Origin of the sequence: Vibrio sp. V03_P4A6T147, assembly GCF_002241085.1 — a bacterium.
Classification (GTDB): Bacteria; Pseudomonadota; Gammaproteobacteria; order Enterobacterales; family Vibrionaceae; genus Vibrio; species Vibrio anguillarum.
This window is the reverse complement of the sequence record NZ_NDIO01000092.1, coordinates 1-14,792: the sequence shown is the minus strand read 5'-3', so window position 1 is coordinate 14,792 and position 14,792 is coordinate 1. Positions and strand designations below refer to the sequence as shown.

Genomic DNA, 14,792 nt, shown 5'->3' with positions numbered 1-14,792 from the left:
CTCCGAAATACAGATTTAAGATCTTGAAAGGGAATGTAGGTAAGGAGCTTTATCGCTCAATCTATATTTTGTGCAATATGAAAGATTGTGAAGTCTTGGAATTAAATGTTCAGCCGGATCACGTTCACTTGGTTGTGATAGTTCCACCAAAAGTTTCGATATCAACGTTGATGGGAGTATTGAAAGGGCGTTCAGCAATCCGCTTGTTTAACAAGTTCCCACATATAAGAAAGAAACTGTGGGGTAATCATTTTTGGGCAAGGGGATACTTTGTTGACACAGTTGGTGTGAATGAAGAAATCATCAGGCGTTACGTAAGGCACCAAGACAAGAAAGATCAAGAATATGAGGCGCAGTTAGAGTTGAAGATAAACTAGCAGCGCAGGGATGCCCCCTTATAGGGGGCTATAAACCAAAGCCGCCTTCTAAGAAGGCGGATTTTTACTTTATCACAATTTTGAACGCTAAGCTCAGCGGCGCGAATAGCGAGCAATGAGTAAGGAGAGATGGGAGGAAGATCAAACTCTATTAGATTGGTCAAAATGTAATATTCTTTCACACTTTATCATTCCTCATTCTACGCTTTGTCTTTCCGATCACGTTTTTATCTTGCTCTCTCTGCTTTCCTTTCATCTCATTTACCCTGAGCGTGAGTGAACTCTGTGTTTTTCTTCTCCTCCCTTGGCTCTACGCCCTGAGAGAAAAATGGCAAGGGGGAGGTAATTGGCGGTGTCAAAATTATAACGTTAGCTTAGGTAGATATAGGCATATGTCTACTGATTTATAGGTTTTCTGCCAGCAGTGAGAGCAGGACGAGCACTACGTTATAAAACGGATTACAACAATGAAAACAAACCTAACGAGAATGACTTTAGCGTTTGCTTCAATTGGTATGCTAGCGGGTTGTAATGACTCGTTAGACGTTCAAGTCATGGATGGGTATTTAACCAATGCCCAAGTTTGGCTGGATGTGAACGGCAATCGTCAATTTGAACAAAACGAACCTCAAGCGTATACCGACCAAAAAGGTATCGCAAAAATTAACGTGGCGGGGCTGCGTGGTGACGTAAAAAATTATTATCTGATGGCTTCTGCCATCAAGGGAAAAACCGTTGACCAAGATATTCCCACCGTCAAAACGGCGCGCAATTATTTAATGATGGCGCCAGCAAATTATCCGGTGATCAGCCCTTTTACGACTTACCTCAGCGTGCAGATGCAAAATGGTAAGCGAGAGAGTAAAGCGTTGGCTGAGCTGAAAAAGGCGCTGCGTATTCCAACTTTGGATGTCAAAGCGGATTATGTCGATAACCACATCTTGGTTGCTCAATCTGCTAAAGCGCTAGCGCAACTGCTACCTGCTACTATCGATGACTCCAGCTTGCCTGAATTGGCCAATACCTTGAAAAAAGCCAGTAAACGGTTTGGCGATGAGATCAAAAAAGCACAGCGAGAAAAGAGCGATATTCGCGATAAAACACTGATGCTTGAAAATGGTGAGCCTGTTATTGGCTTTGATAGCGATAGAGATGGCGTAGCCGATTTGATTGACCACTTTCCTTACGACATCCAAGAGAGTATTGACTCCGATAATGATGGCATTGGCGATCACGCAGACCTAGACGATGACAACGATGGCTGGCCTGATGAAACTGAATGGCGATTAGGGACAGATCCTTATGACGCCTTAAGCTTTGCTGCCGATCTCGATGGCGATGGCATTGCGGATGTCGAAGATGATGATATTGATGGTGATGGGTGGAGCAACGCCGATGAAGCGCGTTTAGGAACGGACGCCAATGATGTTTCAAGCGTTCCTGCTGACCTTGATAGTGACGGTATTGCCGATAGCGAAGATGACGATATTGATGGTGACGGCGTGGGCAACGCGCAGGATGTATTCCCACGAGATCGCTTAGAAAGCCTTGATACCAATAACGATGGGCTAGGGGATTTTGCCTCAAGCGACGATGACGGTGATGGCATCCCCGACAGCATTGATCCACAACCGAAACAGGCGGATAACTCGACAACCGAGCCAACCCCAACTTATCAAGAAGCGATCATTTACTACCTGCGTGATGACAATAATTATGACGGCTGGGGACTACACCTTTGGAACAACGGTAGCTGTGATTCTGTTTCTGAATCTGCGCTTAATGGCGTGGATTGGGGAAATCCTTACTTAGCCTCAGAAATCGACCCGATTTATGGAGCGATATATCGCATTCCACTTAAAGCAGAACATGGCGACTGCATGAACTTTATTGTGCACAGTGGCAATGATAAAGCGCTGGGCGGCGATGATTTAGTGCTGGATTTTGTCAAAGGCAATACGCTTTATACGCGCCACGGTAGTGCGGTGTTGAACTATTCTCCGAATGATCAAATTCAAGTTGTCATTGAGGGCGCAGCTGCACATTGGCTTGCGGTAAATCAACTGGCGTGGTTCGATCACAGCGAAGCGGCAAGCTATGAGCTTTGGAGCCGCGCACAAGGCAATGGTGATATCGCCCATCCTGAACAATTCATTCATTACCCATTAGCTTTGTCAGGCGTGACAAATAATGCGCATTTCCCACATTTAGCGGGTCGAACAGCCTTCAGATTGGATGTGAGCAATGAACAAGCTAAAGCGCTGTTGAAAACTCAGCTGCTGACAGTGGCGAGAGATGCTGAAGGCAAAGTACTGGTTGCAACAAAAGTACAGATCCCAGGAATAGTCGATAATCTTTACACGGCGGGCAGCGATGATGCCGATGAAGCGAAACTTGGCGCTTGGATAGACGGTGATAGCGCGCATTTTGCGCTATGGGCTCCGACCGCGCAGCAAGTGGAGCTGTATCTGTATGATCAAGATAAAACCCTTCGCAGTACCTCCCCTCAGCCGATGGTTGAAGATCCCAACACCGGAGTTTGGCACTATCAAGGTGAGCGCTCGCTGAAAAACAGTTTCTATCGTTACCGCGTGCAGGCCTACCATCCTAAAACGGCGCAACTTGAATGGATGATGACGACCGACCCGTATTCGCAATCGCTCAGTACATCCAGCCTTTATTCTCAATTGGTGGACTTAACCGCAGCAGAGTCAAAACCGGACGATTGGGATACTCAAATTATTCCTGAATTGAGTCATCCTGAAGATAACATTCTTTATGAAGTACACATTCGTGACTTCAGCAACAGTGATAACAAAGGAACAGCGGAATACAACGGTAAATACCTCGCCTTCTTGGAAGAAGAACGTGACAGTGTTGCGCACCTGAAAAGTTTAAAACAAGCGGGTTTAACCACCATTCACTTACTGCCAAGCTATGATTTAGCGTCGATTCCGGAAGATGAGCAAAAGCGGGTCGATCTTAATGATACGGTCGCAAAACTGTGTGGTATTAACCCGCAAGCGTCACTCTGTTCTGATGGCACGTCGATGAGCGCGACCATACTTTCTCTGTTGGAAAAAACCGACCCGAATACACCGCAAGCACAAGCATTATTGGCGGATGTGCGGCCGCTTGACAGCTTCAACTGGGGTTATGATCCATTCCATTACAGCGCGCCAGAAGGCAGTTATGCAGTGCAAAGTGATGGTGTGTCACGGGTGAAAGAGTACCGCCAAATGGTGCAAAAACTGCATCAGCTTGGTTTTCGAGTCGTGCAAGATGTCGTCTACAACCATACCTACTCGTCAGGTTTGTATGACAAATCAGTACTGGATAAAACCGTGCCCGGTTATTACCACCGCTTGAACCCCATCACAGGTGCGGTTGAAAATTCTAGCTGCTGTGACAATACCGCTTCAGAAAACCGTATGTTCGAGAAACTGGTGGCCGATAGCGTCACGATGTGGGCGCAAGATTACAAAATCGACGGTTTCCGTTTCGATCTGATGGGACACTTGATGAAATCAAGCATGCTCAAGATTTATGAGGCGGCGAAAACGGTTGATCCTGACACTTGGTTCTATGGTGAAGGCTGGAACTTTGGTGAAGTCGCCAGCGGTGCCAGAGGCGAAAATGCTACGCAATGGCCAATGGCTGGAACGGGAATAGGGACTTATAACGATCGCTTACGTGACGGTGTGCGTGGCGGTGGTCCATTTGATAGCGGTGAGGCATTATTAACCACCCCAGGTTTTGCCAATGCCGGTGATCGTTTTAGTGATGAGCTGAAATCGAAAATGGACTTAATTCGCTATGGCATGGCTGGCAATTTACAAGCCTATCCATTGCAAACCGCCAGCGGCATGACAGTGCTTGGCCGTGATTTCCAATACGGTGGTCAAGGCGCGGCTTATACACTTGACCCACAAGAGTCGATTAACTACGTCTCTAAGCACGACAATCAAACCCTGTGGGACTTCAACCAATATAAAGCAAAAGCAGAGACCAGCTCAGCGGATCGAGCGCGCATGCAGATCATTGGTCTTGCGCCAGTAATGCTTGGGCAAGGTGTTCCTTTTTTCCATATGGGGTCAGAACTACTTCGCTCAAAATCGATGGCGCGCGACAGTTACGACAGTGGTGATTGGTACAACCGTGTTGACTTTAGCAAGCAGACCAACAACTGGAATGTCGGCTTGCCAAGAGCAGACAAAGATCAGGCCAACTGGAGTGCGATTCAAAGTGTGATAGCCAACCCCAATACGGTAGCTTCCGCGCAAGATATCGCATGGACAGATAATGCCTTCAAAGCCTTGCTGGCGATTCGTGCGCAAACACCGTTGCTCAAGCTAATCTCTGAGCAAGAAGTGTTAAATCGTGTTCGTTTCCATAATACGGGGCCAAATGCGCAGCCTGGCATGATTGTTATGTCGGTGAATGATGGTGTTTCAGCTGGTGCGGATCTCGACCCTAACGTTGATGCCATCGTTGTCGCCATCAACGCTAATACCGCAGAGCAAAGTGTGGTTATTCCGAATGCGCAGCGCTTTGAATTACATCCTGTTTTACGCACAGCACAAGATGTGCGTGTTAAAGCGAGCCAGTTTAACAATGGCCGCTTTACCGTTCCAGCCTTAACGGCGGCAGTGTTTGTGATGCCGCAGCAGGGCGAGCAGGGTGCTGGCTTAAGCATTGATGCGCCACCAATTGATGTTGCACCTTATGGTTCAACCACGGTGTACGTGCGTGGTTCGATGAACGGTTGGGGAGTTTCAAATCCATTATCCTATCAGCAAAATGGTCTCTACACGTTTGAAGGTTATCTAACTCCCGGAGTGTATGAATTCAAAATTGCTTCTGAAGATTGGAGCACACTAAACCTTGGTTTTGGTGGCTTTAGTATCGCTAGCGGTTCCGCGACATTGGAAAATGCAGGAAATGGCAATATCAAGCTTACCGTAACAGAGCAAGGTGTTTGGAAGTTCACACTGGATGCATCCAACACATCGCAACTGGTGGTTGGCGTTGTGGATACAGGTGTTGACTACGCGTGTTATCAAGATAATAACCCCGCTTGTGATTTGCGAATCTATCAAGTGATGGTGGAATCCTTTGTTGATGGAGATTCAAACGCTGATTACGGCGTTGGTTACGGCAACTCGCACCACCGTGGTGATTTGCAAGGCATCATCAATAGCTTGGATTATATTGCTAGCTTGAACGTTAATGCGTTGTGGTTAACGCCAGTATTTGATTCCTGTGCGGGTCAAAATGGCGATGATAAGCTTGACGCTACTGGCTATTTTGCGTGTGATTATTTCAACGTAGATCCTAACTTTGGCAGCAACGCTAAGCTAAAAGAGCTGATTGATAGTGCGCATGACAAAGGGCTGTACGTGTTATTGGATGGCGTATTTGGCCACACCAGCTCTGTTGGCGTGAAAGCGTCACCGAGCGGCAAGTTGCCTCAGCTTCATGACGGAGAAAGTGGTTATCCGGGCAAGTTGGTCACTTATCCTAGCCAAGCGAGTGAGGCATTTTTCACTGAAGTTGCCAGCTACTGGATCCGTGAGTTTGGTATCGATGGCTGGCGTTTAGACCAAGCGTATCAAGTCCCGCTTGAGAGTTGGCGTTCGCTGCGCGCGGCGGTTGAACAAGCATCGCAAGATAACCTCAATGCAGGGAAATCATGGGGCACATTAGGCTATATGGTCGGTGAAGTATGGCAAGGGGCTGATGACATTACCCTAACTGCGTATGGCAGTGATGCAAACCCAGCGCTCTCCTCAGCCTTCAACTTTCCTTTACGCTATGGTGTGATGCAAGCACTAGCAGTGGAAGAATCTGGTGCAAGCGGTAGCGCTCTGAGTCTAGAAGCCAGTTGGAATAACCGAGCGAAATCGCCTTATCACGCCATGCCAAATCTAATGTTAGGTAATCATGATTTGGTTCGCTTTGGTGACCTAATCCAACGAGGTAATTTAGGTGATTATTATGCGCGACATCTTGCCGCGTTCAGTTTTCTTGCTGCTTATTCTGGGCCAATCACGCTTTACTATGGTGAAGAGATTGGGGATGAAGTCGAAAATTTTGCAGCGCAAGTGACACAAAATTGTGCCGCTGTTGGTTTGTGTGATGATCACGTTGCTCGTTCTAGTGGCAAAGTAGATGGTTCAAGCTTGTCACCACAACAGCAAGCGCTGAAAAACAGCGTCAGTCAATTAATGCTACTGCGCAGCCAATACCCGTCACTGGCTAAAGGGGAGCGGCGTAATGTGTGGATTGACGAGAGTTTGTACGCGGATCTCAAAGTGTACGGTGATGAGCAGATCATCTATGTGCTTAACACCAGCACTGCGGAGCGGAGATTATCTCTTGATATGGGAAGCGTAAAAGCTGCGACTCAATTGAAGGATTTAATGACTGAAGAGACGATCGCCACGCAAATCGGTACAACGACAATCATCGTTCCGGCTTTAACTAGTCGCTTACTTCAACTGGATTAATCGTTAAAGCAATGAAAGCTCGCTGCGGCGAGCTTTTTCTTTCTCTACTTTTTCCTACCAAGGCTCTCATTAATGAGCCTCTCGTTTGGTCATTGTCCATTGACAGAAAACACAAGTTGCGACATTTCACTCATTGGCGTAGCTTATCAACCTGAATGACACTCTGGTACACATTCTAGATTCAGCTTACAAGAGAGCCTGCTGCCATGTGGATTAGGTCACCCTCTTCAACAAATCCATAGTAATAAACTGGCCTTTGGGCGGTACTTCGTTTATTAATTAGCGAGTTAGCTAATTATTTCAACATGGTTTTTATCGTATGACCAACATTTTTATCATTGTTGCACTGCTGGTGCTGTTTTTTGTCTTTATCCAAAAGTACGTGATCAAACACGACGATACCAAAGACTACGCTTATAAGAAGAAAGGGGCGTTACTCAATATGTCGGAAGGCGCCTTTCATAACGCACTGAAATCTGCAGTAGGGGAACACGGTGTGGTGTTGGCTAAAGTTTCAATGGCCAACGTGGTTACCCCTGCGGCGAACTTGAATAAAAAGCAGTGGTTTATCGCCAATAACCGAATCGCCAAAAACTATTTTGATTTTGTGGTGTGTGATGCAAGAACCCTAGAGCCGCGAGTTATCATCGAGTTGGATAACGGAAAAGAACTGCATAAAGGCAAGGTAGAGCGTGAAAAATTGCTGATGCATGTGTGTAAGTCTGCCAATATTCCATTGATTGGTGCGAACATCAAACACAGCTATCAAGTGAGTAAACTAAGAAGGTTACTGGCCGCGCATATTGATTTGATCGAAACCGATAAAGAAGTGCGTTTTTGCAAAAAATGTGGTAGCCCAATGGTGATAAAAATTGCCAGCCAAGGCGAATTCAAAGGCCGACGATTCTTTACGTGTAGCCGTCAACCACAGTGTACCTATACTGAAAATTATAATGTGGTGTATGAAATAGGCGATGATCAAGAGCTCTGAGAAATCCAAAGTGTCGAATCATCCACTGTGTCATTGATTTGGCAAATACAAACTTGGTTACGTCCATTTTTCTTCGCTTTATAAAGCTCAACATCGGCTAATTTCAGTAGTACATCCAACTTGTCACCTTCACGGTATTCACAAATACCGACACTTAAGGTCAGTTGGATTCGCTTCGATCCATAAGCGTACAAATGTTGATTAATCGCCTCACGCAGTTTTTCTCCCACATGTTCGGCTTGCGCGATGCTGTTATTAAACAAAGTCACACAAAACTCCTCCCCGCCGATACGGTAGAGGTTATCGTCGCCCACAATTTGAGACATTACCTGCGTCGTATCGATCAGCACCTTGTCACCGGCATCATGCCCATGGGTGTCATTCACTTGCTTAAAATAATCAAGGTCAATCACTAAAAGGCACAACGTCGTATCCACCTTATTTTGCACGAAGTGAGCGAAGGCGTGAGTGAGTGCCAAACGATTGTGAGAGCCCGTCAGCGCATCACGAGAAGCGAGGTAGCGTAGCGAGTTTTCGGTTTTCTTACGGCTAGATTCAAAAAGATGAGCCACCGTCCAAATCCCGCAATAACAAAGAAGTAGGTTAATCATCAACGGGGTTGGGTCATAATCCACATTCCATGAGGCTTGAGAATGGATATTGAACAGTTGCGGAATGAGTGCGATGCCCGTAGCGAGGCGGCCATGCTTAACTCCCATTAATAGATAGAAAAGTACTGGAAAAAAGGTTGTCCACAAAAATAGACCATTATCTAAAGGCTGGATAAAAGTCCCTGCGCTGATAATAAAGATCAGAAAATAAACGTAGACACGAATGTGAGTGACTGAATGTGCTTGTTGTTTTGCAATCAAGTAAACGTAATAGGAGTAGCACATGAAGATAAATTCTAATGCTGCTAGCCCGTAGCTGTAAGTGTAAAAAACGTTAAATAGGACGAAGAAAAATGCAATAGCGGTTAGCAGTAAGCTTAACCCACAAAGTACAGAGGCTCTCAAATGATGAGAATGGTTGAATAATCGCGCATCCATGTTACGTCACCGTATTGCATATCGAAGATATTGATAAAGCTTATAGTACGAGATAATTGGTCCGAATCAATGGATAATCTCACATAACTTATACAATGAAATAAATTGGACAGCTTACACCTATTGTTGATCCGGTTATTGTGCTTAAACCCAGAGTTGTGAATAAAAAACAGACAAGCTGGTGATAGATAAGCCAACTGGCTCAAAAACAAAGAAAATAGACTTGCACACAGCAAAAACAGCCGTTAATATCCACTCCGTTCTGAAGATATGCGTCCGTAGCTCAGTTGGTTAGAGCACCACCTTGACATGGTGGGGGTCGGTGATTCGAGTTCACTCGGACGCACCATTTCAGTCGCATGTATCATGCTCAAGAACAAAAATTTGGGTCTTTAGCTCAGTTGGTTAGAGCGTCTGGTCGACATCCAGAAGGTCGTTGGTTCGAATCCAATAAGACCCACCAAATTCAAACAAAGCCCGCCACGTGCGGGCTTTGTTGTATCTATGACATATCAAATCAGTATTAGACGAAAAACCCACGCAACGTTATCGCGGAAAATTATTTAACAGCGAAGATGGATTTTATCCTCTAGGAAAAATAAACATTATTCCGAGCATGTTGTTCATTGATTATGTTCCGCAATCGCCCGATTGGATTTAAGTTTGGACTGTATGGCGGTTTTCATCACTGCCACACAGGCAGCTTAATTAAATTATCCCAGATTAAGGTGAAATTTGGGTATAGTGTTTTATTTTTGATGATAGGTGGAAAATGAGCACACATACTGCCGCACGTTTTTACATTGGTACTTATACGGATGCACCAAGCAGTAGTAACGGCGTTGAGCTGATTGAGCTTAACACCATCACGGGTGAACTTAGTGTTTTGCAAGAAGTGATGGCGACGCGTAACCCTTCCTACCTTCTCGAAACAACGAAAGGCTTTTACACTTTTAACGAGGTAGAAGCGAGCGACAATCCACAATTGATACACATTAATAAGGGTTTGGTTTCTCAAATGCCACTGTCGGGTAGCTATGCTTGTCATCTTGCTATTGATGCCAAGCAGCGCTATTGCGCCGTGGCGCATTATGGGTCGGGTAATGTGAACATTGTTCGTTTGGACGACACTGGCAAACCTGAGTCATGCATCGCTGATCTATGGATTGATGGTCAGGGGCCAAATGCAGAGCGCCAAACCTCACCTCACGCTCATCAGGTGGTTTTCCTTAAACAGTTGTCGCAACTGGTTGTGGTCGATTTAGGGAGTGATGCAATTCATTTTTTCGCCATCAACAGTGATAATCAGGCATTTTCATTGGCGCAAACTGTAGAGATGCCTGCGGGGAGTGGGCCGCGCCATGTGGTGTTTAATCACGCAGAAACCCGAGCTTTTGTGGTCTGTGAATTGTCGGAGACTTTGGTCACCTTAGTATTTTCCGGGACGCAATGGCAAATAGAGGCTGAGTGCGATCTCTTGCCGAATGAGGCGAAAAGTGGAGCGGCTGCGGCGATTAAGTTGTCGCCCGATGAACGTTTTCTCTATGCTTCCTGCCGAGAGCAAAATAAAATCGTTCTTTTTGAACTATGCCAGCCACAACCGCAATGGATTGCCGCATTTGACGTCGGTGGCCAATTCCCGCGTGACTTCACTTTGTCTGCGGATGGAGATTGGTTGTTGGTTGCTAGCCAACATTCAAACACAATAACCAGTTATCGCCGAGATGAAACCACAGGCAGGTTGGTTGCCAGCGGCTTTAGCTGCAAAGTCGGCGCGCCAGTCTGTGTGATCGAACAGCACTGTTGCGAGTTATCTTTACCATAAAGAGAGAAATTAATGACTATTCATCGTATTAATCCGAGTAAACGTTGGTCTGACATTACCGTATTCAACGGCATTGCCCACTTTGTGGAAGTGGCTGATAGCGATACAAAAGCCGATATGAAAGGGCAGGTTGAGCAGATCTTAGCCCAAGCTGAGCAGCAGTTGACGGCGATCGACAGCGACAGAAGCCGCGTGTTATCGGTGACAATTTATGTCACAGATTTTGCTCATTTCGCCGCTTTGAATGAAGTGTGGGATAGCTGGTTTCCAGAAGGATGTGCACCAAGCCGAGCCTGCGTTCAAGCGCAATTGGCAAGCCCTGACTATCTGGTTGAAATGGCTTTTGTTGCCGCAGCTGGCCCAAAATTTCAGTAAATACGTTTCTTACGATGTGATAAAAAAATGGCGCTAAAAACAGCGCCATTTTTTTATCTTAAAGCTTGATGATCTTAACGCTTCTTAGCAGGTTATCTGCTTGCATATGAGTGAGTTACGATTCATCGAAATGCTCTGCTTGCTCAAGCCACAATCCATTGATTATACCAAATGCGCAGGCGAGTAATACGCCAAGAACCCAACAGAAATACCACATCAGTCATCTCCTTTAGTACAGCGATACGCTGTGGTTGCGAATATAATCATCACTCAATCGACCGAACATTTTGTAGTAACCCCAAGCCGTGTAACTGAGGATGACTGGCACCACTAAGATGGCGACAAGCGTGATGATATTGAGTGTTTTTTGGCTGGATGTGGCATCCCAAATCGTCAAACTGTGTGATGGCATTAAGCTTGACGGCATGATCATCGGAAATAGCGCCACGCCTGCCGTAAAAATAATGCATGCAATAGCAAGGCTAGAGAATAAGAATGCCCCGCCAGATGCTCGTTTCAGGCTTGCCCATATGCACGCCAATAAGCTCGCGATGCCCACACAAGGGATCAACCACAGCATGGCGTGTGCTTGATAGTTATGCAGTAAATGACGAGCGACGCTAATCACCTCTTTATGCAAGGGGTTTGAAGCGGCATCCGTGACAATTGGGCTCACGATAATATAACCCGCCATGTTGGCTGCCAAGAATCCGCCGATGAGAAATAAAGCCACCGCAATGCTGGCACTGACGACCGACGCGCTATGGGCTCGCTCGCATAACACATCACAAGTTTTGAGCTGTAAAAACGTTGCGCCTTGAGTGACGACGATGGCAAGGCTGAGCAGGCCACACAGTAGTGGAAATGGTGTGAATAGATCCCAAAAATGGCCTTGGTAATCGAGCATCAATAAGTTATTGAGCTGAAAAGGGACTCCTACCAATAAATTACCAAAACCAATGCCAAAGATGAGGGGCGGCACAACGCCACTGATGAACAGTGCGTTATCGCACGCCTTGCGCCATGAGGGGTTATCGATTTTTGAGCGATAATCCATACCAATTGGGCGCAGCCATAACGCAGCAAGTAGCAACATCATCGCTAAATAGAAACTAGAAAATGCGGTGGCGTAAACCAGTGGCCAGATAGCGAAAATCGCACCGCCAGCAGTAATCAACCACACTTGGTTGCCATCCCAATGAGGCGCGATACTGTTGATCATCACTCTTCGTTCAACATCACTGCGTCCCAAAATGGGCAGTAGCGCTGCAACGCCCATATCAAAGCCATCGGTGATGATAAAACCAATCAATAGCACACCGACAATCGCCCAAGTCAGCAGACGTAAGGTTTCGTAATCAAACATTGTGTTCTCCCTTAATGGTGTACGTGAGATAGAGATCCGTGCCCATCTTGAGTTTCAAAATGGTAACGTCCGGTATGTAGGGCGCTTGGTCCGCGCCGAGCAAACTTCACCATCAGGTACATTTCCACCACCAAAAATGCGCTATAGAGTAAGTAAACTAGGCCCAGTGAAATCCATAAATCGCTGGTTGATAGGTTAGATACGGCCATATTAACCGGAAGCACTTCACCGATAGCCCAAGGTTGGCGGCCAAACTCAGCGACAAACCAACCCGCTTCGCTGGCAATCCAGGGAAGTGGAATAGCGAATAATGCCGCCTTAAGTAACCAAGGCTGAGTGCCGATTTTTCGCCGACAAATTTGGATGAAACAGAGCCCAATGACAGCGAACATCGCCATACCGCAGGCCACCATGATGCGGAAGCTCCAAAACAGAGGTGCAACTTGCGGAATGGTATCTTGCGCGGCTTGTTTGATTTGGCTTTCAGTCGCATCAGTTACTTTGTCGGTGTATTTTTTGAGTAATAAACCGTACCCCAAATCCTCTTTTAGCGTTTCAAACTGAGCGATGTTTTGCGGTGAATCGTCACCATTGCGTAAGGCTTCCAATAACCCGTAAGCGAGCATGCCATTGCGAATGCGCTCTTCACTGCGCGCCATCAAATCTTTTAAGCCGATGACGGGCTCATCCAATGAACGCGTGGCGATAATACCCATCAAATAAGGGACTTTAATCGCCGCGTCTGTGTGCATGGTTTCTTGGTTAGGTAGCCCAAACAGAGTAAAAGAGGCAGGGGCTTGTTCGGTATCCCACTCGGCTTCAATGGCGGCCAGTTTCACCTGTTGTACTTCACCTAAGGTGTAACCTGACTCATCACCTAGCAATAAAGTGGCGGTAATGGATGCCATGCCAAAAGCGCAAGCCACAGCAAATGAGCGACGCGCAAAGGGAAGGTCGCGCTTTTTCAATAGGTAGTAAGCGCTGATACCCATGATAAACAGCGCGCCTGTGGTGTAACCCGCCGCAACGGTATGCACAAACTTCACTTGGGTTACTGGGTTAAAAATGACCTCAGCAAAGTTGATCATTTCCATACGCATGGTTTGGTAGTTAAACTCGGCACCGACGGGGTTTTGCATCCAGCCGTTGGCCATCAAAATCCACAATCCAGAAAAGTTAGAGCCTAAAGCGGTTAACCAAGTCACGCTTAAGTGCTGACGCTTAGAAAGGCGCTCCCAGCCGAAGAAAAATAGCCCAACTAAGGTAGATTCAAGGAAAAAGGCAATCAAAGCTTCGATCGCCAGTGGGGCACCAAAAATGTCACCCACATAATGAGAGTAGTACGCCCAGTTGGTGCCAAATTGAAATTCCATAGTGAGGCCGGTGGCAACGCCAACGGCGAAGTTGATGCCAAACAGCTTGCCCCAAAAGCGAGTCATGTCTTTGTAGACGGTTTTGCCGGTCATGACATACAGTGATTCCATGATCGCCAGTAAAAACGATAAGCCAATGGTCAGCGGAACAAAAATAAAATGGTAAAGCGCCGTACTGGCGAACTGGAACCGTGACAGTTCCACCACATCTGTAAGCATAAAGTCTCCCTCCCGCCAGCAAAATGGCAGGTAAGATAGTCAGAGATGAATGTGTGATTGATAACACCTGCCACTTGAAGCTGCGGGCGGCAACTTCAAGTTAGTAGGCATCATTAGGTGTTAAGCAGTTTGAGGCGTGCGAGTGAATGGTTTTTTTAGCCAGTAGTCGAGGCTGACGTAGCGGCCACCACCGTAAATGAAAAGAACCATCAGCATCACAAAGTAAGTAGCCGCAAATTCCATCCCGTTATTGAGCATCACAGGGTCGCCAAGTTCTGTGATGTAGTTGTAGCGGCCCGGAAAATTGACCGCCAACCATTCAATAAAACCGTTTAAGCGCACCGTCGCTTCCATACTGCTGGTGGCAATCGCGTCCCAGCCATGTTTCCAGTGCACCATTGCGCTCGCCACACTCATCATGAGAATCATAGGGATAGCCATAATGCGAGTAAAAAGACCAAGTGCGATGCATATACAGCCGAGAACTTCTGTCGCGGCGGCTAAAAATGCCAGCAGTTCTGGAAAAGGTAGATTTAAACCACCATCGGCGGTTGAGGCGCCAAACCAAGCAACGGTTCCAGCGAAACCAACCACTTTGGAATGAGCGCCGACAAAAATCACCGGCACGAGAAAAAGTCGAATCGCAAGTAGTACTATAAAATCGAATTTTTTAAATTTTTCGATCACGCCATCGTACCAATTGAGGGC

General features: G+C 46.5%; 10 protein-coding genes and 2 tRNA genes. 7 read left to right on the top strand and 5 right to left on the bottom strand.

Annotated features, from left to right (window positions below; translation table 11 throughout):
* The 3 genes from tnpA to B9J84_RS03350 all read left to right on the top strand — a co-directional run.
* On the top strand, window positions 1-377 hold a 377-nt coding region (tnpA, locus tag B9J84_RS03360; RefSeq protein WP_094123527.1), incomplete at its 5' end, for an IS200/IS605 family transposase.
* Window positions 378-844: 467 nt separating this feature from the next.
* On the top strand, window positions 845-6,886 hold the full coding sequence (pulA, locus tag B9J84_RS03355) for a pullulanase-type alpha-1,6-glucosidase (RefSeq protein WP_094123526.1): 6,042 nt from the start codon (window positions 845-847) through the stop codon (window positions 6,884-6,886).
* A 319-nt stretch (window positions 6,887-7,205) separates the two neighbouring features.
* Window positions 7,206-7,877: a DUF2726 domain-containing protein gene (locus tag B9J84_RS03350; protein ID WP_094123525.1), complete on the top strand. Its 672-nt coding sequence runs from the start codon at window positions 7,206-7,208 to the stop codon at window positions 7,875-7,877.
* Here the strand turns inward: B9J84_RS03350 and B9J84_RS03345 are convergent.
* The gene (locus tag B9J84_RS03345; protein WP_094123524.1) at window positions 7,865-8,926 is read right to left on the bottom strand and encodes a GGDEF domain-containing protein; all 1,062 of its coding nucleotides are present in this window, start codon (window positions 8,924-8,926) and stop codon (window positions 7,865-7,867) included. The two genes, B9J84_RS03350 and B9J84_RS03345, sit on opposite strands and share 13 nt — an antisense overlap.
* 272 nt (window positions 8,927-9,198) lie before the next feature.
* Between B9J84_RS03345 and B9J84_RS03340 the strand changes: the two genes are divergently transcribed.
* From B9J84_RS03340 to B9J84_RS03325, 4 genes are all read left to right on the top strand, one after another.
* A tRNA-Val gene (locus tag B9J84_RS03340) sits at window positions 9,199-9,275 on the top strand.
* Between the two features lie 37 nt (window positions 9,276-9,312).
* Window positions 9,313-9,389: transfer RNA gene (locus tag B9J84_RS03335), tRNA-Val, on the top strand.
* A gap of 309 nt (window positions 9,390-9,698) precedes the next feature.
* Complete coding sequence (locus tag B9J84_RS03330) at window positions 9,699-10,751, top strand: lactonase family protein (RefSeq protein ID WP_094123523.1); 1,053 nt, start codon at window positions 9,699-9,701, stop codon at window positions 10,749-10,751.
* Window positions 10,752-10,763: 12 nt separating this feature from the next.
* Complete coding sequence (locus B9J84_RS03325; RefSeq protein WP_013856709.1) at window positions 10,764-11,126, top strand: RidA family protein; 363 nt, start codon at window positions 10,764-10,766, stop codon at window positions 11,124-11,126.
* A gap of 115 nt (window positions 11,127-11,241) precedes the next feature.
* Here the strand turns inward: B9J84_RS03325 and cydX are convergent, their stop codons facing one another.
* The 4 genes from cydX to B9J84_RS03305 form a co-directional block, all read right to left on the bottom strand.
* The gene (cydX, locus tag B9J84_RS03320) at window positions 11,242-11,343 is read right to left on the bottom strand and encodes a cytochrome bd-I oxidase subunit CydX (protein WP_013856710.1); all 102 of its coding nucleotides are present in this window, start codon (window positions 11,341-11,343) and stop codon (window positions 11,242-11,244) included.
* 12 nt (window positions 11,344-11,355) lie between these two features.
* Window positions 11,356-12,492, bottom strand: coding sequence for a cytochrome d ubiquinol oxidase subunit II (cydB, locus tag B9J84_RS03315; RefSeq protein ID WP_094123522.1), 1,137 nt, complete (start codon window positions 12,490-12,492; stop codon window positions 11,356-11,358).
* A gap of 11 nt (window positions 12,493-12,503) precedes the next feature.
* The gene (locus B9J84_RS03310; RefSeq protein WP_094123521.1) at window positions 12,504-14,084 is read right to left on the bottom strand and encodes a cytochrome ubiquinol oxidase subunit I; all 1,581 of its coding nucleotides are present in this window, start codon (window positions 14,082-14,084) and stop codon (window positions 12,504-12,506) included.
* Between the two features lie 120 nt (window positions 14,085-14,204).
* A partial coding sequence (locus B9J84_RS03305) for a DoxX family protein (RefSeq protein WP_143698828.1) occupies window positions 14,205-14,792 on the bottom strand: 588 nt, incomplete at its 5' end.

Coding starts and splice junctions, on each gene's coding strand:
- B9J84_RS03330 (WP_094123523.1), top strand. CDS start 9,699: ATGAGCACACATACTGCCGCACGTTTTTACATTGGTACTTATACGGAT.
- B9J84_RS03310 (WP_094123521.1), bottom strand. CDS start 14,084: ATGCTTACAGATGTGGTGGAACTGTCACGGTTCCAGTTCGCCAGTACG.
- cydX (WP_013856710.1), bottom strand. CDS start 11,343: ATGTGGTATTTCTGTTGGGTTCTTGGCGTATTACTCGCCTGCGCATTT.
- B9J84_RS03345 (WP_094123524.1), bottom strand. CDS start 8,926: ATGGATGCGCGATTATTCAACCATTCTCATCATTTGAGAGCCTCTGTA.
- cydB (WP_094123522.1), bottom strand. CDS start 12,492: ATGTTTGATTACGAAACCTTACGTCTGCTGACTTGGGCGATTGTCGGT.
- pulA (WP_094123526.1), top strand. CDS start 845: ATGAAAACAAACCTAACGAGAATGACTTTAGCGTTTGCTTCAATTGGT.
- B9J84_RS03325 (WP_013856709.1), top strand. CDS start 10,764: ATGACTATTCATCGTATTAATCCGAGTAAACGTTGGTCTGACATTACC.
- B9J84_RS03350 (WP_094123525.1), top strand. CDS start 7,206: ATGACCAACATTTTTATCATTGTTGCACTGCTGGTGCTGTTTTTTGTC.